At 44.5% G+C, this 24,834-nt stretch carries 21 protein-coding genes and 1 tRNA gene; 18 read left to right on the top strand and 4 right to left on the bottom strand.

The window, feature by feature from the left end; all coding sequences use genetic code 11:
• From JMX63_RS03020 to JMX63_RS14570, 17 genes are all read left to right on the top strand, one after another.
• Entirely contained in the window at positions 1–438 is a 438-nt protein-coding gene (locus tag JMX63_RS03020) for a phage virion morphogenesis protein (protein WP_201570842.1), read from the top strand.
• Positions 435–857 (top strand): phage tail terminator protein, encoded by a 423-nt coding sequence (locus JMX63_RS03025; protein WP_201570843.1) that lies wholly within the window; start codon positions 435–437, stop codon positions 855–857. The genes JMX63_RS03020 and JMX63_RS03025 overlap by 4 nt, the downstream gene beginning before the upstream one ends.
• Positions 858–874: 17 nt before the next feature.
• Entirely contained in the window at positions 875–1,612 is a 738-nt protein-coding gene (locus JMX63_RS03030) for a phage tail tube protein (RefSeq protein ID WP_201570844.1), read from the top strand.
• Between the two features lie 90 nt (positions 1,613–1,702).
• Positions 1,703–2,134 (top strand): hypothetical protein, encoded by a 432-nt coding sequence (locus JMX63_RS03035; RefSeq protein ID WP_201570845.1) that lies wholly within the window; start codon positions 1,703–1,705, stop codon positions 2,132–2,134.
• A 95-nt stretch (positions 2,135–2,229) separates the two neighbouring features.
• Entirely contained in the window at positions 2,230–5,844 is a 3,615-nt protein-coding gene (locus tag JMX63_RS03040; protein ID WP_201570846.1) for a hypothetical protein, read from the top strand.
• Entirely contained in the window at positions 5,841–6,185 is a 345-nt protein-coding gene (locus JMX63_RS03045; RefSeq protein ID WP_201570848.1) for a hypothetical protein, read from the top strand. The genes JMX63_RS03040 and JMX63_RS03045 overlap by 4 nt, the downstream gene beginning before the upstream one ends.
• Position 6,186: 1 nt before the next feature.
• On the top strand, positions 6,187–6,411 hold the full coding sequence (locus JMX63_RS03050; RefSeq protein ID WP_201570850.1) for a hypothetical protein: 225 nt from the start codon (positions 6,187–6,189) through the stop codon (positions 6,409–6,411).
• 9 nt (positions 6,412–6,420) lie between these two features.
• A complete protein-coding gene (locus JMX63_RS03055) occupies positions 6,421–7,350 on the top strand; it encodes a hypothetical protein (protein WP_201570852.1) in 930 nt (309 codons plus the stop codon).
• Position 7,351: 1 nt separating this feature from the next.
• Complete coding sequence (locus tag JMX63_RS03060) at positions 7,352–7,684, top strand: hypothetical protein (RefSeq protein WP_201570854.1); 333 nt, start codon at positions 7,352–7,354, stop codon at positions 7,682–7,684.
• Positions 7,685–7,701: 17 nt separating this feature from the next.
• Positions 7,702–10,152, top strand: a complete 2,451-nt coding sequence (locus JMX63_RS03065; RefSeq protein WP_201570856.1) for a hypothetical protein — start codon at positions 7,702–7,704, stop codon at positions 10,150–10,152.
• Entirely contained in the window at positions 10,152–10,385 is a 234-nt protein-coding gene (locus JMX63_RS03070; protein ID WP_201570858.1) for a hypothetical protein, read from the top strand. Before JMX63_RS03065 ends, JMX63_RS03070 begins: the two co-directional genes overlap by 1 nt.
• A gap of 1 nt (position 10,386) precedes the next feature.
• Positions 10,387–10,809, top strand: coding sequence for a hypothetical protein (locus JMX63_RS03075; RefSeq protein WP_201570859.1), 423 nt, complete (start codon positions 10,387–10,389; stop codon positions 10,807–10,809).
• Positions 10,810–10,811: 2 nt separating this feature from the next.
• Positions 10,812–10,946, top strand: a complete 135-nt coding sequence (locus JMX63_RS14565; RefSeq protein WP_265089082.1) for a hypothetical protein — start codon at positions 10,812–10,814, stop codon at positions 10,944–10,946.
• Between the two features lie 54 nt (positions 10,947–11,000).
• Positions 11,001–11,603 (top strand): hypothetical protein, encoded by a 603-nt coding sequence (locus JMX63_RS03080; RefSeq protein ID WP_201570860.1) that lies wholly within the window; start codon positions 11,001–11,003, stop codon positions 11,601–11,603.
• A 102-nt stretch (positions 11,604–11,705) separates the two neighbouring features.
• Positions 11,706–15,530: a tape measure protein gene (locus tag JMX63_RS03085; RefSeq protein WP_201570861.1), complete on the top strand. Its 3,825-nt coding sequence runs from the start codon at positions 11,706–11,708 to the stop codon at positions 15,528–15,530.
• 44 nt (positions 15,531–15,574) lie between these two features.
• Positions 15,575–15,967 (top strand): hypothetical protein, encoded by a 393-nt coding sequence (locus tag JMX63_RS03090; protein WP_201570862.1) that lies wholly within the window; start codon positions 15,575–15,577, stop codon positions 15,965–15,967.
• Positions 15,968–16,030: 63 nt separating this feature from the next.
• Positions 16,031–16,612: a M15 family metallopeptidase gene (locus tag JMX63_RS14570; protein WP_265089083.1), complete on the top strand. Its 582-nt coding sequence runs from the start codon at positions 16,031–16,033 to the stop codon at positions 16,610–16,612.
• Positions 16,613–16,973: 361 nt separating this feature from the next.
• Here the strand turns inward: JMX63_RS14570 and JMX63_RS03100 are convergent, their stop codons facing one another.
• The 4 genes from JMX63_RS03100 to JMX63_RS03115 form a co-directional block, all read right to left on the bottom strand.
• Positions 16,974–18,173 (bottom strand): tyrosine-type recombinase/integrase, encoded by a 1,200-nt coding sequence (locus JMX63_RS03100; RefSeq protein ID WP_201570863.1) that lies wholly within the window; start codon positions 18,171–18,173, stop codon positions 16,974–16,976.
• Between the two features lie 163 nt (positions 18,174–18,336).
• Positions 18,337–18,412: transfer RNA gene (locus JMX63_RS03105), tRNA-Arg, on the bottom strand.
• 73 nt (positions 18,413–18,485) lie between these two features.
• Positions 18,486–19,292 carry a hypothetical protein gene (locus JMX63_RS03110; RefSeq protein WP_201570864.1) on the bottom strand — a complete coding sequence of 269 codons (807 nt, stop codon included), beginning with the start codon at positions 19,290–19,292 and terminating at the stop codon, positions 18,486–18,488.
• Positions 19,293–19,358: 66 nt separating this feature from the next.
• Positions 19,359–19,886 (bottom strand): hypothetical protein, encoded by a 528-nt coding sequence (locus JMX63_RS03115; RefSeq protein WP_165597344.1) that lies wholly within the window; start codon positions 19,884–19,886, stop codon positions 19,359–19,361.
• 434 nt (positions 19,887–20,320) lie between these two features.
• Here JMX63_RS03115 and JMX63_RS03120 point away from each other — a divergent pair, with 434 nt between their 5' ends.
• Positions 20,321–24,829: an exodeoxyribonuclease V subunit gamma gene (locus JMX63_RS03120; RefSeq protein ID WP_201570866.1), complete on the top strand. Its 4,509-nt coding sequence runs from the start codon at positions 20,321–20,323 to the stop codon at positions 24,827–24,829.
• Positions 24,830–24,834: the final 5 nt, after the last annotated feature.

Here is a 24,834-nt window from a genome sequence, read left to right on the forward strand (position 1 = left end):
ATGTTTGATGCCGAATTATCAGGCGGTGACGAGATAATCAGACGGTTAGGTGACTTGTATTTTGACAGTAAAAAAATGCAGAAGTTTAGCCGCATGGCTGGTGCTGAAATGGTCCATCAGACTGAGGAGCGTTTTGCTAATCAGCACGATTTACAGCGTCAGCCGTGGATACCGTCCCAACGAGCCATTATTCAAAACGGTAAAACCTTGCGTGATACTGGTCGTTTAATGGCTTCATTGACCTACATTGCGCTACCTGATGGCGTTAAGTGGGGCACAAACGTAGTGTACGCACGCATGATGCACTATGGCGGTAAAAAGGCGCTGTTCCCTCACTTGTGGGGTGATATACCTGCTAGACCGTATCTTGGCATGAACGAGAACGACCGAGCATCAGTGCTTAACATTATCAATCGAATTATGGACGTGGACTTATGAGTAATTATTTTGCAGTAGGTCTTGGACTAATTGAGCACTTAGAGGCGAAAGCTGACGAGTGGGGTGTTAAGCATATCGGCACAGTTGCAGACATCAGCAAGATTAATAAACAAATCACACCTGCGCTCTATGTCGTCAATACATCAAACAATCCAAACGCTGTTGGCTCACTAGACAGCGTGGACGTGCAGCAATGGACGGTTGTTATCGCAGTCAGCAATCAAGCCTCACAGACAGATACAGCAGCTCTTATGCGTGATGCAGGAGAGCTTATCGGCAAAGTAATTAATCATGTGCAGGGTTATCAACTAGACGACTGGCACAGCGCGTTACAGCGTACTAGCACATCAGGCAGACCGGACTACTTCAGCACGTTTGCGCTTTACCCTTTTACTTTTAGTACACAATTCAAGCCTTAATCGAGGGGAATTAACTCATGGCAGATAATTTAAACCAGTCCCACGCCTTTATTGGTAAGGGTAAAATCTATATGACACCAGTTAAAGATGGTGTTAAGCAGTCGGCTTTCTGGGTGGGCGTAGCGTCAGCACTTGCGTTTAGTCACTCAGTCGAGGACAAACAAGAGCTGTTTGAACATCATTCAGGCAATTCGCAATTATGGGACGTGAGTGAAGGTAAGAAAAAAACCTCTATCTCATTAACCATTCAAGAGCGTCGTGACGATGCAATGCGCGCAGCACTACAGGCAACTGTTGAAACTGTGGCAGCTGCTACCGTGGCGGGCGAAAGTCATAATGTCGGTGAAATTGGCGATATGACATTTTTAAAACACGGTAACGTGTCAGACGTGGCTATCACTGATGCAGCAGATGGCCCGCTAGTCGAAGGCACTGATTATACGGTTGATGCTGACTATGGACGTGTTGAGCTGCTAACAGGTGGTCATACCGCGCCACTAGCTATTGATTATGGTTACGGTGAGTCTAAAGTAACCAAGCCAATGACCGACGATGTTGACTATTACGAAGTCCGTCTTGATGGTATTAACACAGTTGGTCAACAAGGTCGTCAGATTACGACTGCTTACCGTGTCAAACTTGATCCAGCCGATACTTACGACCTCATCAATGAGAACTTTGCAGAAATGAGCATTGAAGGCGAGTGCTTGTTTGATGAAGATGCAGGCGCAACGTATCAGGTTGTTAATCTGTAGCTTGATGGGTCTATGTAATTTCACATAGACCTATTTTGTTTAATTAAGTGACTGCGTGACGGTTGCTTACTTAAACGAAAAGGACTGATTATGCGTACTAATGCACAAACCAAGCTGACGAATACAGCCACGGGCGCGGTGATAGTCTTGTCTGATAGTCTGTACCCAGAGGGTGAACACGACTGGTCAGCTATAGTATCAAACACCAAGTACGCGCTAGATGGCACGATGATCGTCGAGCAGTCAGAGCGTAAAGCTGGCAGACCGTACACGATGCAAGCACCTGATGGCCATGGCGTACTATCACGAGCAACGGTTAATACGCTCAAATCTGAGCGTGACAAGCTAGGAGCTACCTTTTGGCTAGATTATCTAGCAGATGGGGCGGTAAAGCGTGTGAAGGTCATATTTGATACGACAGGTGAAGCAATTGAAGCTAAGCCAGTCAGGAACTCAACCAGTCCTGAATTGACCGATTATTATAACGTAACGCTTAGGTTTTTAGAGATACCGAGCAGCTAATAATAATCCAAACCCCTCGAATTCGAGAGGTTTAAAAAAGATAGCCCACTCATTGTAGCGGGTTTTTTAATGCCCAAAATTTGACGGATGACGACATGGCGATTACTCAAAACGATTTAGAGATTTTAAAGTCAGAGATTATGGCTGATACGCCTGATGGTGGCGGATTGCCAACGGGTATTGCTGTCATTGATGGCGTATCTAACAACTTATTCCCCGATGTGTCTGATATTGACCGCTTACTTGGTCGTGTGCGTCTGCGTAAAGTATATCTTGCAGTAAAAACGGCAAACACTGACTTATTACAAGCTCCACGTATGCTGTTTACTGAGCTACCCGATAATGAAAATATCAGCGTATTTGCATTTAAACCAAGCTCGTTTTCTGATCGTCGATTAGATGCTCAGGACAAGATTGAGTCGTACCTTGCTTTTGGCACCAAATGGGCAGGGCATTTATTGGAGACGCAACTTGCAGGACAGCGCGTTATTCAAATCTCATTAGATGCAAAAGACCCAGCGCCAGCAGTCGGTCAACCGCTTGTGTTGGTGCAAAACGAGGGGCAGTCTGACGAGTTTTATCAGTACCTCAGACCACTTAAAGTTGACACAGTAGAGCGTCGCTTTCAAAAGTCGGCAAGTGAGACAGTAACACGCACGGTTGCCACGATTGAGTTTGGTGATACATTGAGCGAGTCATTTAACGGTCTGACAGTACAAGAGTTTTATCAAAACGCATCGACGACTAGACGCGCAATCTTGCGTGAAGCTCGTATTGCTGATGCTGCTAAGTATTACAGCGCGTCACGATTGGCTGAGCCAGTAGTTGCTATGCAATCGCGCCAAGTTAAGCTCAACTCTATTTACACTCAGGTTGTGCCAAGCACTCAAGTTGAGACACCTATTCTACAGCGCGATCCAACTAACCAAGTCGCTACGCAAGCGCGTGGTGATGGTGTGATCTCAATCAATCAATCGGTCAATGTAGCGACTAATACCGCGCTCAATCTATCGAGCGGCATCGCTGTCGGTACGCTGAGCTTAGATGTCGGCGGCTTGACGCTGATAGATAGAGATGGTGAGTTGGTAAGCACTAACAGCGTAGCGTATGCATCTATTAAGTACGGTATAGGACAAATCACTTGGTATGGCAATGTGCCAAGCGGTCAGCGTACAGTCATGGGTAGCTACAAGCCTGCTAGTGAGTTTACTCGTGTCGCTCAGACTGATTATCAAGTAGTCGATGACAATGCAGGGTATAACTACGTGCGTGAGCTTGGCGCCGAACCTTTACCTAATAGCCTAAAGATCACTTATACGGTGGGTGGTAACAACTATCTAGTACACGATGATGGACGCGGTAATTTAATCGATGATGACGGCAATGGACGCGGCACAGTGCAAGGCAAGACAGTATTGCTCACAACTGCCGCTATTCCCGATGCCGCTAGTTATATCATCTACAGCTTTGGTGTTGATTTAGACACGGTTAAGTATGGCCCTCAAGTTTTGCCTGCCGCTTATCACGTTATCAACGTGGCAGATAAAGTAAGCGGCGCTATAACCGTCACATGGGGCGACAAAACAGCGACAGTCAGCAATGGCGTTGTCAATGGTGATGCAACAGGTACTTTTATCGATGGAAAATTAAATATTGCGCCAAATGAGACAGTAGAAAAAGGCGCTGAATTTGCCTTGTCTTATCAGCGCATATTGAACGCCAATAAAATAGAAACCAACCTATCTTATACTGCGTCCGATGGATCAGGTAATTATGGCGGTATTTTGGATTTTGAAGCATCATTTACCAGTGCTGAATTTGCTATATATCTTGGTAGTGAATTGAAAGTATTGCTATCTATACCTGAAGATAGCTCAACTATAACTATTAAAGACGTATTACGTCCCCTTTATACGACTAAAACCTATCAGCAAGGTAACGCCTTATTTACCCAAACTAGTGTTGAAGATTGGACTTCTATAAAAAACGCAGCGTCAGACTCAAATACCTGGAAGGCAACATTAACCAGCGGCACGGTTAATAAGTCATCTGGACGAATAGATGTACTCATTAATGTATCGAGACAATCAAGCGGTGTAGAGGTTATTACTAGACCGGGTGTTTCTCCTATTTTTAAAACTAGGGTTACAACGACAAATATGCAGGAGTCTGATGTGCTGATAAATGCTAGTGCAGTGACAGCACCGACAACTGAAGCAGCGACCAGTACCGGCACAGCAACAACACTACATATCGGACTACCTCAAGATACAACTGACGCAGTGGTTAATGGTTCGTTATTTTTGAATGCGCTAGGCATTAGTCTAAGAGACAGTAACGGCAAAGTTAAAAGCGGAGACTTGATAGTAGGTAATATCGATTATCGATTTGGTGCATTGTCACTTGATACTTGGCAAGCAGGACAAGCCAATACGGTAAATCTCAAATCGATGTTACGTGAAAATGATCCAGTACCGCTTGCTAACTTAATTTTTAGAACGCCAGTTGCACCACTTAAAGAAGCCTCACTACAAATCAGTGCAGAGCTTGCAGATGGTACGATGCTGTCACTATCGACTGACGAGCAAGGCGGTATCACAGGTCACAGCTTTGCACATGGCACGGTTGATTTTAAAGCAGGTGTAGTGGCGCTGTATCTTTACGAGCGACTAGGCGTGACAGCTAATCCTAGCGTGGTTAATGAGTCATGGTATGACGCGAACAATATCTATGACGATGGGGGTACAAGCTACATCAATAGACCTGTTTACGTTAAGCCTGACTCAATACGTTATAACTCGATTGCTTATAGTTATCTGCCGCTTGATAAAGAGCTTATCGGACTTGATCCAGTGCGACTACCTACAGATGGTCGCGTTCCTTTTGTCCGTAAAGGCGACAGTATTGCGATCACCGAGCTAAAGACGATGCAGTTACCGACCAATGCGCCAAACGATACGTTTGATTTGGGATTTGAGCGATTGTCCGATGTGTCAGTCGTTGATGCCAATGGCATAAAGGTTGATAGCACCTATCTTGATATCGATCTTGATGCAGGTACTTTGCAGCTCAACGGTATGTTTGATATGTCGTTCTATACGGCGCCCTTGACTGCTAAATATCGCATTATGGATATTGCGCTGGTGATCGAGACTGACATATCAGGTCGTGTGACGCTATCAACGCCTATTACTCATAACTACAGCACAGCAGCAGTCTTTAGCTCAATGCTACTCGCAGGTGATATGCAAGCTCGTGCGTTCAATGTATTTAGTCAAAAGTCGTGGGGGAATGGCGGCTTTAGTGACACATTGATTGGCGATGGCGCAACCTCGCAATTGCAAGTTACTAATAACCCTATTGTCGTGACAAATCGTGATGCGATTGAGGAGCGATGGGCGCTAGTGTTTACTGGAACCACGTCATTTCGCATCATTGGTGAAACGGTAGGCGAGATTGGTACAGGCTCAACGACTACACTAACAGCGCCTATCAATCCAATGACAGGCTATCCGTACTTTACGATACCGCAAGCAGCGTGGGGTACAGGTTGGTCGGCTAATAACGTAGTGCGTATCAATACGGCTGCTGCTAAATATCCGATATGGATTGGTAATGCTATTCAACAGCATCAAGGGTCTAGTAAAGACAACTATGATTTTACTATTGGTTATCACGCTAATATTGACCGTGAGCGAGGCGCAGCATGATATTAAGTCTTGATGCAAAAAACGCAGCACTACAAGGGATTGCCGACAAGCTAAACGTCGGCACAAACTCGGTCTTATCAATTTATGTGGGCGCAACGCTTGCTGCTGAGATTGCACTACTCAATCCCGTTCAAGCATCGATTACTAATGCGGTGATGACGTTTAATATACCGCCAAAGGTGCTAGCGATTGCGTCAGGTGTACCAACAGACGCCAAGGTCTTAGATGCTAGTGGCGCGTTGATTGCGACACTTGATGTAGCAACCGAACTAACACTCGATAAGGCGCAAATCTATCAGGGCGGCTATGTGACATTGACAGCGCTAACAATGGGTATCTGATATGGCAAAGATAACAGGTAGAGCAAAGCGCTTTGATAGCTTGCCAGTTGACTACGTTTTGTTGTTTGCGTGGAAAACAGGCAAGTGCTTAGGTAAGTCAATACCAGACGCAGCAGGTAACTGGTCGTTTGACTACGATACTAACTTGATGGTCGGCGTCACTTACGTTTCTGACGGCTGCGAACCAATCACACATGGCGCTTACGAGCTTGTACTAAATAAATAAGGGTAGATTATGAGTTTTTTAAATCCAGTAAACGAGCCGGTACTACGCTTTAGCAGCACAGATGCAGGCGCACCGCAAATCAACTATAACGCGCGCGTGGCAGGTGATGTTAAAGCGGTGCTCAAAGCGTGTTTGGTCACAGGCTATGGCGCTACAGCAAGCGCAGGGTGGTCGGTAGTAAATGAGGTTGACCATGTTGCGGAGTTTGTGAGTCCAAGCGCCGCAATGAGCGACTATCGACTAGGCATTAATGACACGAGCACATCAAGCACAACTTGGTATTACCAGTATCAAGACGCAAGGGTAAACCCCGCAACCAACACTCTCACTAAAAACTTTTCAAATATAAATAAAACCAGCGTGCGAAATGGTTGGCAGTTATTAGCTACCGATCAAGGCTTTATTTTTATTGAGGTTCTTGACGATAACATTGCATTAGGCTTAGTGACTAGAGTGACATATTGGGGCAGGGTTAAATCAGCATTAAAAAACGACTCAGGTAAAAATATCGCTTGGTGGTCGGTAGGCCATAACGCTTTTGATCCAACGGCTTTTTTTAATCCTGACATTTTTCGAGATGGCAGCTTGTATATTTCTGGCAATCGCCATCACGTATTTAACGGCAGTTACGGCGCTCAAGTATATATTATTGCAACAAACGCAGTCCGATCAGGTGCATACGTTAGCAACGACCCACTATCGGCTGTAGAGATAGTATCGGCATGGTATTTTTACTCACAAGCATTTGTTGTTGGCGTACAGCCTGGCGTTTTACTTGCAGATTGTAACGATGATTCTGAGCGATTTAAGGTCTCAGATACTATGTTTAACGGTAGGCCCGTGCTATCAGTGCCCATTAGCTATGCAACTGGAGATCTAGAAAGATATAACAAATATACTCGTACGTTATTACTTGCGATTGATTACTGGGAGTATTGATATGCTGGTATCTGCTAAGGTTTTTACACGACTATCACTTAAGTATAACGGCTACATTGCAGGCGCTAACGATGGTATCGTGACAGTCGCTGGTAAACCTGCTTCGCGTAAAATTTGGCTAATGAACGCTCAAACTATGGCGCTTGAGCAAGTGATAACGTCGCTCAGCAACGGACATTATATGTTTTTAGGGCTTGACCCAGCCAAAAAATATCTAGTAATGGTGCGTGACTATAAAAAAGAGTTTGAACCCTTTGTATGGGATCAAGTACCACCAGCTAATGACTTAAGTATTGATGAGCAGATGGCGCTACAAATGAGCTGGCAAAATTAAAACAACCTGAGGTAATTATGGCTAATGCACTGTGCCTCATGCTTGAACGTTATATATCAGTACAGCCCAAAGCAAATAGATTGAGCTTACCGCTTGACCGAAATTTGGGTGACATTACGCGCTACACCTATGTCTTTGCTGACGCATTGCCATTGCGTATGGAGCGTTTGGCTATTGAGCAACCAAGCACTAATGCTTTGACTTTATCCATGAGTCAGCCACTAGGAACGATAGCGCCAAAGCTGTACTTTATATCAAACGGTTTGCCACTGCCTTTAACAGTAGCGATAAGTGAGCAGCCGCAGCCTAACGTCTTACCATTAGGTATGACGCGCAATCTTGGTACGGCGGTTGGTGAGCCAATAGCGCCGCCTGATGTTGTCATTGACGACGTATCAATCAGCGTCACAGCTATAGCTGCTATAATGCCCACAGCATCGGCTACTATTTCAACCGATTTAGTATCTACTAGCATCACAATCACGGCCACAGCTACATTAAATCCAAAAGCGAGTGTTACAGGCAGTTATGATGCTAATGTGTTTAGAGGGCTGATTGCCGATGCGTCAAGCGATATGCAAGACGCTAAGTTGCAAGGCATTGGTAGGCAGTCAGGCTTTGAGGCTAACGATAGTTTAAAGCATGACGTTAACACTGACTGGCAGCAATCAAGGTTAATCACTACAGATAATCAAGCACAGTTTGAGAGTAATAAGCAGCTACAGACAGACAGTAAGTTGTTATTTGAGCAATCAAAACTGATAGGCGATAGCAGTCAACAGCTTTATGAGTCGCAAAACTTTATCGCTAGTAAGTCACAGCTAAAAACTGAGACAGCAAGTCGTGTTAGCCATAGCAACTGGTACAGCTTTGAGGCGATGGCTAAGCGTCATATTGAGCGAGCCATTAAAGGCGAAAACGCTAAGCTACTAACCGACAAACTAAGCTCATATAACGAATACAGCCGTTTATTAAATACCCGTACCGATTTTTTAATCGAAACAGCAAGGCTGCCATTTAGCAAATTACGTTATGTGCCGCCGCCATTATCACAGACCGTTATCCTTAAGCAGCAAATTATTGAAGGCTGGGAATGTGGTAGCGGCGCATTACGTCACTATGTTTACAATGACGAATTAGCGTTACCGATGACAAGGCGTATCGCTGACAGGGGCGCGTCCAGTCAGTTAGCCATGCCGATGACTATGCCGCGTGGTGTGCTGATATTGTCTGCCGCCGATGCTGACGAAATGGAAACTAGACCATGCAAGCGCAAAACATTAGCAGTTAATCCTACACTTGATGTCGTTACGTGCAAACCTAAAGTATTTGGCAAATCAACATCGTTGGCGATCAATGCAGAAACTGAGTTTGACTCTATCGCAGGGCTAGGGCTACTAATTGGCGAGAAAGGCGAAGCCTATAACAAGGGAGTTATATTTGTGACAAACAGTGTGTCATTAACGCGCTCAGATGATGGGCGTGAGATTAAACTGCTAGGCTTTAGCGTGGGTATTGATAGTAACAGCTATACATGGTCATTTAGCGCGACCTTGCCGCTGTCAGAGCTATCAAAAGTCGATACGGCACATGAACAGCAGATAGGTGTTGAATTTACGTGTAACGGCTATCTATGGCGATTCATCTTAGATGGGTGTGAGGACAGCGCGTCTTTTGGCGAAAGCTCGTTGTCTATCAAGGGCAAGTCACGAGCAATGCTGTTAGCAAGTCCGTATTCAGCCCAGCGCGGCTTTAAGTACGATACAGCAATGTCAGCGCGTCAGATAGCCGAGGACGAGTTAAACCGCTTTGGCGTACCTAGTGGCTTTACACTGGATTGGCAGTTAGCAGGTGCTAATGGTTGGAATGTACCAGCCAACACTTACAGCTACTCAAACAAAACGCCTATCAATAGCTTGCAGTGGATCGCCGAAGCAGCAGGTGGGTTTATCAATGCTCATATGAGTGATGATGTTATCCATGTACTGGCTCATTATCCAATACCATCATGGGAATGGGCAGCGCAGACACCTAGCATTAACCTGCCAATGTCGCTTATCACAAGTCGCAGTCGTGGACGTGTCAATAAGCCTGGTTATAATGGCGTGACTTTATACGGTGAGAATGATGGCGGTATCGGTGCTCTAATCAAGCGCACAGGCACAGCAGGTGGTTATCAGCCACCAATGGTCACGAGTGACTTAATAACCGACCAAGATGCTGCTATTAGCCGCGGTAAGATGATATTGAGCGATACTGGCGATATTGGTAATATTGATATATCAATGCCATTGCATAACGATGTAGGCGTACTACTGCCTTCCACGTTGGTTGGTGTTAATGATGGCGAGTCATGGATAGGTAAGGTTGGCGGAACTACCATCACTGGCAGATTGAATAATAATAGAGCGCTAGAAGTTGAGCAGGTTACAGGTTTCGAGCGTCATTTCGATAAGGAGTCTGTCTAATGGCTAGTGGCAATTTATGGCAACTATTCAAAAACGTGACAGAGCAGGGCGCTAAGCAATTGGCCACTGTCATTGATAGGCAAGGCTCAAACTATACTGTCACCATGCAGGGCGGCGGTAATACCATCGTACAATCAAGTGCAGCTTACGAGCTGCAATCTAAAGTATTCATACGTGATGGTCAGATAGTCAGCGAAGCGCCTGACTTGCCATTCGTTGAAATAGAGGTTTAGCATGACAGATAAAAAAGATAAAGTGATCCGCGTTGCTGATACCGATATTACGATCAAGCGCGTTAAAGTTAAAAACCTTAATGAAGTAACAAGAGCGTTTACACCCTTTGTCGCTGAGTTTGAGCGTATCGTAAAAGCAAATAAGGGGCTACCTGAGAGCGAGCTATTAGCACTCATTGGTAGCTACACAGACGAAACGGTCATACTGGCATCGGTACTAACAGACCAAACGCCCGCTTTTTATCGAGAGCTTGAGCCGCTTGAAATGCTCACAGTGATGCAGGAGGTCGTCGCCCATAGTGGCGATTTTTTTATGCGTCAGATTTTCATACCCCTAAAAAGCCTGGGGGCGCAACTGGCTTTACTTGGTTCGACAGCTTATTACCATTCTACAAAATCGGACTCAGAGAGCACGACGTCTTAGATATGGCATTTGGCGAATGGTGGGAATTATCCAAGGCGCTAGCTAAAGACAAACAGCAAAGTATCAAAGATATGGCTATTGCAATGCGAGTATCACAAGCAGACGCGAAAGGTTGGAAAGAGTTTATGAAAAGCTAGCGTAACAATGCTTAATCAACTAAAATTGAGTAAATAATATTTTAGGGGTTAGCTGTGAGAAAGTTATTCGCGGTAGGCTTGGCGTTGATGCTTAGTGGATGTGGCGGCGGTTATGATAGTTTGCCACCGCTAGTAAGTGATGGCAATGGTGGTACGATTGGCGCAGGCGGTACTATAGGTTCTGGCGGTTCTAAAGAAGATGGGGAATGGCGTTATTCGTCAGTTGATAATAGCGCGGGTGAGGTGTTCAATGCGAAAGCGGAAAATAATGCGATAAACACATATCCTGATCCTGAAGTTGATGGATTAAATGCAAGACCTTTTATTATTGCTGAAAGGCAACGCTTATTGCCTGGCACTGTATCGGAATCGATAAAGATATTTGCGGGATCAGCAGTGGCTTGTGTGCCAACGTGCCAGATACCTATAAAATTTAATAGTAACAGGCAAAGTTATTTGATGCAGTACAGCACTCTTGATGAGGTTTTGGTGCCCGTTAGCGCAGAAGTAGGTAAAGATTTATTTGATAAATTTACAAAATCCAATTCAGCAGTAATAACACTGCCTATTATTGGTCTTAGTGACAATGTTGAGTCTGAATTTAACCTCAGAGGTTACGAGGCAGATAGAATGAAGCTCAGTATAGATGACCTATAAATACTTTAAAAAACCCGCCGATTAATGGCGGGTTGTTCTTTTCAAGTACGGCTCACTTTAATTAGTGGGCTTTTTTTATGCCCATAATTTGAGGTGCGCCACATGGCAGGAGATTTAGATTTTAACGTTCAGTTGCGTGTACTCAACGAGCAGTTTAATAGTGGCATTGATAATGCTCGTGATAAGTTTACGCAGTACGCACAGTCAGTACAACGCAACGTACAGCAAATGAATACTGACACTGAGCGAGCATCTACAATGCTAGCAGGGCTTGCGAACGTGGACTCTAGCCGTTTGACTAGCGAGCTACGCGCCACAGCCGACCAACTAAGACAGATGGGCGCAGGTGCCAATATATCAGGTGATCAGGTAGAAGCCGCGATGCAAGCGTCAGCGCTACAAGTCACGCGACTAGGCAGGCAGTTAGAAGTTGCTCGCAGTGAAGCGCTACGATTAAGTCAGACCAATGCAAGTCCATCTGATCTAGAACAAGCAGCAGCTAATGTTAATCGCTTAGAGCAAGAACTTGGACAGGCTCGAAGCGCCAGTGTCAGCCTAGCGAATGAGCTGTCAGGTGCGATGAATCGCGCGTCTACTACCGCTGATGCGGCTAGAAACTCAATATATCGCATGGCAAACATCCGAGTGCCCGAAACCATACGCGGTGAAATCGACAGTATCAGTCGCGCACTGGTAGATTTTCAGAATAACAGCGGTCGTCCTGCTGCTGAGATTGAAAGAGCAACACGCGCAGCTCAGGCCGAAATCCAACGACTTGAGCGCGAGCTTAATGGGGTTGATGACACGATAAGACGCACAGATGTTAGTACAAACAACTTTAGCGGCAACGTTGGTAAGCTCAGAACAGCCATGAGCGGATTAACAGGGCTATTAGCAGCAGCAGGCATTGGTATTGGTGCGGCTGAAATTATCGAGATGTCAGATGCTTTCGTCACGTTAGAGGCAAAGGTAAAACTGGCAACAGGTGAAGGCGCGGCATTCGTTACAGGCTTTCAAGGTGTGACTGATATTGCAAAGGAAACCTTCACCAGTATTGAAAACACAGGGGAGCTTTTCGCACGTATTACTCAAGCGTCTGAGTCGTTAGGCTTAGCACAGGGCGAAATACTGAGTGTCACCAAGACAATCAATGAAGCGATCAAACTATCAGGTGGTAGTGCCGCCAGTGCGGACGCTGCAATCATTCAGCTAGTACAGGGCTTGCAATCAGGCGTAGTGCGCGGTGAAGAGTTTAACTCCATTATGGAGCAAGCGCCGCGCTTGGCCACGGCAATGGCTGACGGTCTAGGAGTGACCAAAGGCGAACTGCGAGCAATGGCCGCTGAAGGTAAACTGACAAGTGAAGTGGTCATTGAAGCTGTTAGATCACAAACGCAAACCATTAATGATGAATTTGCGACACTACCAACGACTTTTGCAAACTCCGTTCAGAATATGAAAACGACGGTATTTGAACTCGTTGGCAGCTTAAATGAAACGGTCAATCAATCTGGTCGTTTGGCGCAGGGTATACAGTACATTAGCGACGCTATTGATAATATCGACCCCGCAACAATGGCAGCCATCGGTCAGTCATTTGATTTTGTCTTAGATCAGTCCGCTGCGTTATTCACTCTCGTTAAAGACATTTACGGCGCGTTTAGTGACTTAACCTCCATTATCAGTGGTACGGTTGCAGCGGGTAATGATGTCGGCTTAATCACCAAGCTTATGCAGCAATTTGCAGTAGTAACAGGGGTAGCAATTGACGGCATACGCGGTCTATCAATCGCAGCTGACAGTGTTTTTGGCACAATCAGCGGCATTATTGGTAGCGTGTTGATCGGCATTGCCAAGCTCAACGGTGAAACCTCGACAATGGGCGAAGCATTAATCGCCAAGCAGGGAGAGCTATACGCACGCTCAGAACAAAAGATGATGGACTTTAAGTCTAAGTCTGGCGAAGCATGGGCTGAAATGAATAAGACAGCCCAAGACAGACTTGATGAAACCGTGGTCGAAGTCGTTAAAAACTATGATGAAATGGTTGCTAAAGGTAGCTATGCCGCCGAAGCGATGGAAGAACAATACATTAAAGTGGCCAAAGCTAAGATTGCCGCTAATGACATGATTATCACTGATGATATGCGGCTTGAATTAGCGGGACAAGGGTTGCAGGCGTCAATCAGTGATACAAACGAGGTGATTGTTGAGTCATCCAAAGGCGTGCAGGCGGCATACCTTGGCGTTGGTCAGAGCTTTGCTGAAGTAGCACTTAAAGCGCAAGTTTCTGGCACCTCAATGCGCGACTCATTGACGGATGCTGTACCAAAGGCGCAGACCATTGGCGCAGTTGATGACATCATATCTTCCCTTAGCGCACTTGGTAGTCAGGGTAAAATATCTGGCGAAGATATGGCGTTCGGTATCAACCTTGCCAATGAACGCTACAAAGAGATTGAAAGCAACTTTGCAAGATATGCCGCTAAAAGTATTGCAGATAACGGCGGTATTGTAACGTCTGAGCTTGAGAAAGCAGCAGCATTGCAAGGGCTTGCGGTACAAGCGACTGAAACGGGCAATGTGCTAGTAACGCAGCTTGATAGATCAACAGTCGCTAGTGGTCGTTCTAAGGATGAAATTGACGCATTAGCAGGTGCCGTCGGTATCGGTCTATCAAAAGAGTTCATCAAATCCAGTGCTGGACTTGACGAGCTGATCGATGGCTTTGACGACTTAACCGATGCAGGTTATGACGCAGGTGGCGCACTCGTTGACTCCTTGACTGCAATGTCCGAGAAGGCTAGTAATACCGCTGAGATTGAAAACCTAACCCTCAAATGGAACGAGCTATACAAAGAGGGCAAAATCACTGGTAAAGAACTTGCAGAAGGTCTAGATGGTATCAAAAACCGAGCCGACATACTCAAGGACGGCATTAATGGTGTAACTGAGGCTTACGGCTTATTGGGCTTAAAAACCCGTGAGGAGTTAGCCAAAGACGCAGGTGCTTATACTGACGCTTACAACCTCGTTATGAAACAAGGTGAGCTGACAGCCCAGCAGCAAGAAGAAGTCTTCACAAAAACAGCCAAGGCCAACATCGCAGCCAATGGCGGTGTTATTGATAGCTTTACTCGCGCACAAGCAGCAGCCAAAGGGTACACGGTTGAGGTTGACGAGAACGGGCGCGTAGTGGTCGAAAAGGCAGGTCAGGCAGTTAGTGCAAACGATAATGTCACTCGCTCAGTCAATAACATCCGTACAGCATACGATGGCATATCGAGCAGTGCAGGTAGTGCGGGAAATAGCATGGTACGCGCTGCTAATGATGCGTCATCCGCTTACGATAAGTTGCAGCAGAAAATTAAGTCAGTCAAAGAAGCTCAGGAGCTTAAAAACGCTGACGAGACACTTAGGAACTTGCGGCAATATGGCACTGAGGAAGCGCCAGTATTGGGCAACCAGTTTGGAACTAGACTTGGTGTTGAGAACTTCTTGAAGTCGCAAGGCTTGTCTGAGGAATCAGCTATCGAGGAAGCGCGTAAGCTGTATGCCAAGCAGGGTACATCAAGTGGTGCTTTAAACTTTGGTGAGCTGCAAGGAGTATCGGAAGGAGCGGTTATGACTCCCGCCATGTTAGCCAATTTTAAAACAGCATCAATGTATCTAGCAGAGGTTGCAGAGAAAGCGCGTCAAAATGATCGACAGCGTGACAACTACGAAGTGGCAAGGACAGCGACAGCTCAGATCACAACGCAAGAGTACAATCGTTTTGACAGCCAACCTAGCTCAAGCAAAACAATTAATGTCAATTTTCAACTTGGCGGTGCAACGGCATCGATGAGTATGCCAGAGAGCCAAGAAGCATCGCTTACAGCTCTACTGCAACAACTACAAGACAGCAAAGCAATAGCAGGTTACTAGCCACTCATTGAGTGGTTTTTTATTATCTAAAATTAGGGGGCTTTATGCCACAGAACACACCGTTTTTAGAACTAATCATACTAAAGCTGATGGTATTTCTACCTAAAGTTTTTGCGGCAGTGATTGGTGCAATATTTGGCCTGATGTTATCAGGTGACATCGGGAAAGACGGTAAGATCCAAGTCAATATGTCAGTGATAGTCAAGTTTACTATCGCTGTCACAATCTCGCTGTTTGGTGGGGCCGCGCATATTGAATTTATGGGCTATCAAGATTATAGCGTGATGACACAAGGAGCAATCATGCTCGTATGGGCAGTGTTTGGGATGTTGGCAATCGGCATTGTTTATCAAGCGATTGCGCTATGGCAGGGCAAGACGATTGCCGAGGTAATCAAAGAGATCAAAGATGCAGCGTTTGCAATTTTTGGCAAATAACAATCAGTATTAAACCTAGCCCCTTAATGGGGCTTTTTTAATGTCTAAAATAAGGTGAGATATATGCAAGAATCTACAATCAAAAACCTACAAGCGACTATGAAACTACATGGATTTTATGATGGCATTGTCGATGGCATATGGTGCAATCAAGCTCATGCAGGATTTTATGCCATGGCGGAAGCTGCTATCCACTGTAAAGCTCATAGTGATAAAGACGCGGTGAACAAAGAGAACAAAATATCTGAGCCGACAGGTGATTATAGTTTGTCCACGAAATCGTTAGATCGATTAAAAGGGTTGCATCCCGATTTAGTAAAAGTCGTTAAGAGAGCTATTGAGATCACAACTATTGATTTCAGTGTGGGCGAAGGTCTGCGCTCAATTACACGGCAAAAAGAGCTGTATGCAGAAGGTGCTACCACGACAATGAATAGCCGGCACTTAACTGGCCATGCTGTCGATCTGTTCGCACTTGATGGGAATGGCAAGGTCACATGGGATTGGAAATACTACCATCCGTTGTCGGATGCTGTTAAGCAAGCAGCAAAAGATGTAGGTGTTACGATCGAATGGGGTGGAGATTGGTCGAAATTTAAAGATGGTCCACACTACCAGCTTCCGTGGTCAAAATATTCAAAGTAGTTTCAATACATTCGCCCTGTCATTAATTTGGCAGGGCGTTTTTTTGTGTCTAAAATTAGCACATTACACCGTAGTTTCTCATAAGTGGTTGAAACAACTCAGCGCCGCAGAAATTACTGATCATGAAAAGAATAGTTAGTAAAATGACTGATAGACCTACAGCCCACATAGTCAACGTTAACGGCCAATTTGTTAAATCTGAATGTCCGCAGCGCCTACAACTTAAATCAGAGCGTCTTACCCTAGTGTCGCACTTTGGACATTTTTTATGATCGATAAACAAACCAACCTCCTTGTAAGTGATTATCATTTCATAGGAGTATATATTTACCACACTAGGTCGGCAATTGTTTGTTTGAAATTATTTTATATTATCTAGATAGTCAGCCCACGCTTGCATCATATCTCTGCGTTCATCTAGAAAAATAGTTCTATTGTAGGCCCGACCGTGCATATCCCTAACATTATGGCCCAACTGCATTTCCACTAGGTTCTCAGGATATTTCAATTTCTCAACAATCAACGTTCGAGCCGTTGCTCTAAAGCCATGGATCGTTTGCTTAGTCCCATCATATCCTAATCGCTTCAATGCCTGATTCATTGTGTTTTCAGACATTGGCTGTACGGTTGTATGAATGGCAGGGAATAGATATTTACTACGAGCATGTAGTGATAGCTCACGTATTAACTCAATTGCCTGTGCTGGTAATGGTACGATTAATGATAAACCAGTTCGTCTTTGGGTTTTGCGTGGGGTAAACGTCCAAGTACCTTCATCAAGATCAAAGTCATCCCACAGCGCATAACGCAATTCGCCGCTACGTACAAATAGCATAGGCATCAATTTGATTGCGGTGCACACCTCAAAACTGCCTTCATAACTATCAATTGCATTTAGCAGCGCACCCAGCTCTTTTGGGTCAGTAATGGTAGGGTGGTGCTTCGTTGTTGGAGCTTGTAATGCGCCTATCAAATCTTGCGTCACATCACGCTCACACCTAGCAGTCTGGACCCCGTATCTAAAAACCTGACCCGCAATGGTCCGCATTTTTATCGCTGTCTCATAGTAACCCTGTGCTTCTGCGGTCCGACACGCTTTCAATACATCAATCGGCTTAATCTCAGTAATAACCATGTCGCCAATATGCTTATTAAGACGTTTAAGCTGCCTTAGATTGTTTGTGATAGTAGCAGGGCTTACGTTGCGCTTGCGGCTCATGTAATCATCTGCTATCGCTGCAAACGTGTTGTTAGATAGTAGCTCTTGCTCACGTTCGGCATCGATTTTCTGTTGCTGTGGATCGATACCATCAGCTAACATCGTCCGTATCTGTTTGCGCTGCTCACGCGCTTGGGCCAGTGAAACGTCAGGATAAAGCCCCAATGTGATAGTAGCCCTCTTTTTACCAATGGGCCGCACATAATCCATTCGCCACGACTTAGCGCCTGATGTACTAACCCATAAATACAAGCGCCCACCATCAGCTAGCTTATAAGGCTTGTCTTGTGGCTTAGCTTGTTTTACCTGTGAATCTGTTAGCGGCTTGATTATTTTAGCCATTTTGACGGTATCCTATTTGACGGTATCAGCGAATACCGTCAATAATACCGTCATTTAACGCATAGATAAAGACGGCTAAAGACAGCTAAAAACGTCTAAGCAATAAAAAAACCCCATAACCAAAGGGTTATAGGGTTTTAAAGTAGACTAAAAATATATTTGATGGTGCGCCCACCAAGACTCGAACTCGGATCGATCGCTTAGGAGGCAACTGCTCTATCCTGTTGAGCTATAGGCGCATTATGGAGTGACATTGTAGAAAAAAGCAGTCATAAAAGCAATCAACAAAAGACAAATAGAGACAATTTATCTTTACTCACCATTGCTAAGCGCGTCAGTGACATCTACAGCATGATCACCTGATGCATTTTTTGCCTGTGAGGTTGGTTTAAATAAGTCATTTACACTGTTCTTATAACCACTAATGTTCTCATAATCATATTTTTTTAGTATATCTTGACCTGTGCTCGATAGTAAAAAATTACGGAAGTTAATAGCAGTTGTATCGTCTGTCAGGATGACACCTTCAAGCGCCTGTTCATCTTTTAGCGCATAGTTAAAGGGGTTTAGAGTGTGTATCTTTTTATCTTTATCATGCGTACTATTATCACTATTTTTATCAGATGCATTACTTATATCACTGGCCTCAGTACTTTTTTGTCTTTGATTATTTCTATCTTGTGCCTGTTGTAACTCTGACTGTAGGAGCGATACCCGTTCTGTGGATAGGCTATCGTCATTGGTAATAATCATATCTGTATCAAAGACAAAGTCAGAGAGTTTGTCTTTGGTAGAACCACTACTTGGTACTGTAAGAAGGTCGTGAGAGGGGACATAGCTCGCTAACACTTGTACGTGCGGATAACGAGATTCAAAGCTCACAATGATATCGTCCAAAGGTATCTGTAACTTCTCCTCTGCTCGAATGTATAAAACACTGTCAGCAATCTCTCTTGATTCATCCCCTTTCGTACTAGGGTCTGCTTCACTTTCACTTGCCATGATTGGCAATGGGTCTGTGTTTTTTTGATTACTGGTCCACAACCAAATGAAGACCGCGATAAAGATTGTGAGCAGTAGCAAGATTAGCCCAGCCAGCAGTAGTTTGTAGTCTTTCATATATTACTGCTCTTTTATTATTAGTTGATTCATAGCAAAGTTTATATACAGGGTGGTATCTAGTTTTCAAAGCTTTTGTTCTAGTACTTCATCGGTTAATTCAGCCAACATGTCTGCAAAGATATCCGTGTCTGCAGAAGGGGTAGATACTTGTTCTTCATTAACCTCACCACTTTCATCAGTATGGCCATTGGTTTGGCAATCTGTTAGAGGATCAGATTGGTCGTTTAATACCTTGGCAGCAGGTGTAGTAGTTTGATGCGCTGCTAACGGCGATTCACCGGTTAATAGTCTGTCTTTTAACCATCTAAACCCATGTGCCTCCCACCATGCTTCAAAACGTGGCAACGTGCTACTACGTACCGCTACAGGTAGATCTAGCGTTCTCAATTTCTGCGCAAGGATAGGGTCGCTGATAGCTTGATGGATGCTCAAATAAAGTGAGCTACTATCATCGGTATAGGGTCGTCTGTTTTTCCATGATCTCTCATCGATTTTCATACGTGGCAGTTGCCACAACTCACCGCGATAATACACGACGTATAAGCGTTGTTTTGGATGGACAAAAATAGCATCAATGGGACGCAATGGCATAATATTAAGTAATCCCGTCAATAGAAAGTATTATTTAGATACAGGTTGTAAAGGCCAATTTAAAAACCGCAATGAGATTATTTCATTGTAAATATGAATGATAGTATAAAACGACACTAAATGTCGCAAGCTTATTATAATATCGGCATTTACACTAGTAAACGATAACCATCAATGGCACACTGATAGCAAATTTGGCAAGTCAACGTTATCAATGGATATGTAGAATTTGCTACTATGATGCATTTCTGGCCCTCATGCTAGCAGAAATGCATCATAGTAACGACCATCAAACATGGATTAATGAGTATCGATTTTTGTTTTGTCTGGACGTTTTATAGCGTTTTTGACATTGGATACAGACATCTCATCATAAGTGAAGCCTTTTTTATTAATCCTAATATCTCACCCTTATTTCAATCAGATTATTGTCTATGTTCACTATTATTCAGTCGCACCGTACCGAAAACCTCGTTGATCAATTGCTTGTACAATACCAGTCCAAGGATCAGCCTGTTTTTGAGCCTTTTATTGTCATTGTACCGTCAATGGTATTGGGCGATTGGTTGGATAAAACTATTGCTAGCCGTGCTGGTATTAGTACCTTAGTGCGTACTAAATTTTGGGGTCAGTATCAATGGACACTGATGCAAGATGTATTGACCCGCCATAGTGCATACTTACTGGCGCAAAACCCTGAAGCGACAACTCTAAACGTGCCGGAAGTGGCGGTGTTGTCACCGACAGTAATGCAGTGGCGATTGTTTGGGTATTTGACTTATTATCAAGAGACAATCGTTGCAGATGAAAAGCATCCAGTTCATCCATTGTTAGCGTCTTTGATTGATGACCGACAGGCAATTGCTCAACAAGACAGCTTACAACAGGATAAGGCGCAACAAGATGCCCGTATTTGGCAGCTGGCAAGCGATTTGGCTAGGGTGTTTAACCGCTATTTGACTCATCGTGAGGATTGGTTGGCATTATGGTCGCAAAATAAGCCGTTGAACGTAAGTGAGTTGATAGCAGATAAAGACGCCTTATCCCTGCGCTTTGATAAGTATGCGCGCGGCACGCCTGAGTGGTTGGTCGACCATTATGTAGAGTTAGAAATCGCCCAACGATTCTTGTGGTCGCATTTGTTTGCTGATGTTCATCTACACCGTGTGGCACTGGAGCGTGCGTTCTGGTCAGCCTTAAAAAATAACAAGGCGAATGAGCGTGATCAGTTGCCCAAAGTACTGCGTATATTTACCATTCAGCAACTGCCACAGACCGAGTTAGACTTTCTACAGAGTCTGTCGCAATACATGAATATCACGCTATTGCATTACAATCCATCAAAGCTGTTTTGGGCAGATATCGTTGATAAATCATGGTTACAACGCCAGCAGATTATCAACCCTGAGAGTGTGTTTTTGCGTGATTATGGTCACAGCTTGCTATCGCGTTTGGGCAAGCAGTCGCGCGATGCGTTTGCCATGCTTGCCAACTTATCAGGTAATGAGCAATACGACGATGCACTAGTCGAATGGCAAGATAACTTTGATAATGGTGTAGATAATGTGCTCGGTCATTACGATTATGAAAGTATAGATGCTGTTGATGACGCTGTCAGTACTCAAGATACGCAAGGTAACCTAAGCTTATTAAAACGTTTGCAAAATGACGTATTGATGCTTGATGAGCAATCTACTCAGCAAGCAACGGCTGCTACAGTCTCACAAGCAGTAAGCAAGCAACTAGAGCCGAGCTTTGATGAAGATAAGCCAGAAACGGCTTGGTATGAAGATGAAGCGTTAGAGAACAAGCGTTTTGAGAAAGACCGTTTTTGGGCAATTTCTTCGCAAGATAATAGCCTAAGCATTCATTCGTGTCATAGTTTGCAGCGTCAGCTTGAAGTGCTGCGTATTATGATTGGTCGTTGGCTAAATGAACCTATCAAACTAGGTGAAAAGAAACGCCATATCTCTGACATTGTGGTGCTGCTACCTGATGTTGAACGTCATCATGCATTGATTGGCTCTATCTTCGTCAATGGTAAAGGTCAAGACGGTTTGACTTTACCTGCTAAAGTGACTGGTGTTGTTGACGCCGATATTCGCCAGTTGTGGGAAGCGATTATCGGTTTTTACAAACTATTGGGTAGTCATATTGCCCGTTTTGAAGCAGCTGAAGTCTTAGACTGGCTCATGTTACCGCCATTGTTTGAAAGCTTTGGACTGACTCATGAGCAAATGAGCCGTGGCTGTGATTTATTGGTAGAGGCGGGCTTTATTCGCGGTTTTGACGAGCTGCATCTTAAGCAAACTTTAGACAGCAATGATTACGACTATCGCTTTAGCTTTGCACAGGCATTAGACAGATTAACTTTAGGTCTGGTCATGCCAGAGGCTGAGTTGAGCGACTGCTTATATGATCTAAATGGCGATGAATGGCCAAGCACTGCGTTACCAGAAATGACCTTGCCGTTACCACAAGTGAGCCTAAATGATGCGCTGATTGTTGAAGCGCTTTGCCGTATTTATACTGGCTTGGTTGCACGACGTGATGATCATACACAAAAAATGAAAGCGGAAGATTGGCTCGATCAGATTGAGACACAAGTTATCCATCGCTACTTTGGCGATGTGGATCAAACACGTACCATGCGCGCCATTTACAACGCGATGAATGGCTTTAAATCAAGTCTACGAGCCAATCGTCACTATAGGCAGTACGCTAGTGGTGATGTCGACAACAGAGAAGTGGAGCAGAAGCTAGCAGGTGTGGAGCAATTGCCGCTCAAGCTGAGTTTTATGCTAGACAGTATCGAAAACGAGCTTGAAAGTCAGCAGGTCAGTGCGGAGCCGACTGGGGTGATTACCTTTGGTCGATTCGGTGCACTAAGAAACGTGCCATTTGAGCTAGTGGTGATGCTCAATATGGATCTCTCTGAGTTTCCTGGGCGTGACCGTGACAACCGCTATGATTTGATGAAAGCGACCAATGCACGCCGCGGTGACAGAGTTAGTGAAGATGATGACAACGGTGCATTTTTAGATGCGCTACTGTGTGCGCGCAGTGCTTGCTGGATGTTCTATAACGGTCAAAGCTTGACGGACACCCACGAGCATTTGCCAGCCAACCCAGTGAGTGAGCTATTGCAATTCCTACAAGGCGAGGTGCAATGGCAGGTGAACTCGCTTGAAACATTGCCTGAGAATATTGATCCCACTACCGAGAGTCTCAAGCGCTACTTACCTAAATTTATTAAGCAGTGGCTAGTGACTGAGCATCCTGCACTACCTTTTCATGAAAGTCTGTTTGAAACGGCAATCGAAGGCATTGATGTTTTTGAGCAAGTGTCTCCTGATATTGATGGCAATGCTAATGCCAACGTTAATAGCAATGTTCAGGATACCAGCCCTGTCGATATGATTGACGAGCTGGATGCTTTATTAAATTCAGCCATGCGCAGAACCAAGCTGGCTCAGAAAAAGCAGTTTCCGCCTGCGCCGCTTTGGCAAGCGGTGTTTGACACATTGAAAGGTCGAGTATCTATTGAGCATAAAGAGTTGGTGGGCTTACCTACGAAGGCGCAGTATGAGTCAATCGCTCAGGTGCTTGGTCAAGGCTTGGGTCAGCTAGGTCAAGTAGACAATCAAACCTTGTCTGCATTGGCTGAATTGTTGGCGCTAGATACAGCTGTTGATGCTAGCGATGTCAATAGAATGACAGAGGTGCTCATCCAAAATTTATCTGATAGCATATTTAACATCGGAGAGATAGATATTGAAGGGGTGTTGGCTTATCAAGTACGCCATCCTGCCAAAGCGTTCTTACGGTCTCAAAAGGTGCATGTGGTACAAGGTGAAGAAGCACTTTCGCATCAAGAGCCGCTATTTCTAAACAGTTTAACCACCTATCAAATCAAAGATCATTTGATTAAACAGTTGGTTACTGATGAGACTAAGAAGAATGATAGTAATGCAGCGGCTGAAACTACTACTCCGATCCTAATGTATCAAAAAATTATGCCAGCTGGTGTCGCTCGCCAAACTACATTACCCAATCAACAAAAAAAACTGCAACAACAATGCTTGGAATTTAAAGAACAATTAATTGCTAATGGCTTTGACGAAAGCAGTATTCTCAATGAGGGTGGAGGGAGTAGTACGACAGCATTACAACTACTAACCCCGACCGCCGAGCATCCTGTTCAGATAGAGCTAAAAAATATACTGAGTAGCACTGACAACGAGTCAAGTAATCAGACGAATATAGAGGGTATAGAAACACTGTTTAAGCTGTTGCCAAAAGTCATTAAGATCAAAGGCTCAGTACCTATATTAGCACCCATATCAATTATTCAGGCGGGCATGCCTTATGCTCAGCAATCACCCAAGCAATGGTTAAACATATTGCCCAATTCTGCCAGTCCTAGGCATTTGCTCAAGTTTTGGTTGTCACATTTGTATTGGCAAGTGGCCAGACGTACCACTGCCGAGCAAGTGGCATTAAATGATGGCGTGAGTATTTGGCGCTTTAATAAGCCCAGCTCACAAGTCAAAAAGTATGACAAAGTAATAGCATTTAAACTAAACCCGATCGTGTATGAAGACGCAATAATTGAGCTAATAAAATGGGCTGTTTTTGGTAAGTTAACGGGTCAAGTGCCCATTACATTATTACCAGAATATGCACTTAATTACCTTGATAAGTATCTAAAGCCTGAAGAAGGTGACGGTAATAGCTATTGGCCAAAACGTGCCGACTTCTCAGACTGGTTAAGACCCAACTACAACTCAGACACGGTATATGATACTTGTTCGCAGCATGCCATTTGGCAATATGTACTGCGTGACCAAGATGCATTTAAGGCTTTGTCAGCAGCGTTGACTACATTAGCCCAGCCACTGTATGAGCCGATGTTTAATGCGTTAACTAACTTAGATGGCTAATCAAT

This window comes from Psychrobacter nivimaris (genome assembly GCF_904846365.1).
Lineage (GTDB): Bacteria > Pseudomonadota > Gammaproteobacteria > Pseudomonadales > Moraxellaceae > Psychrobacter > Psychrobacter nivimaris_B.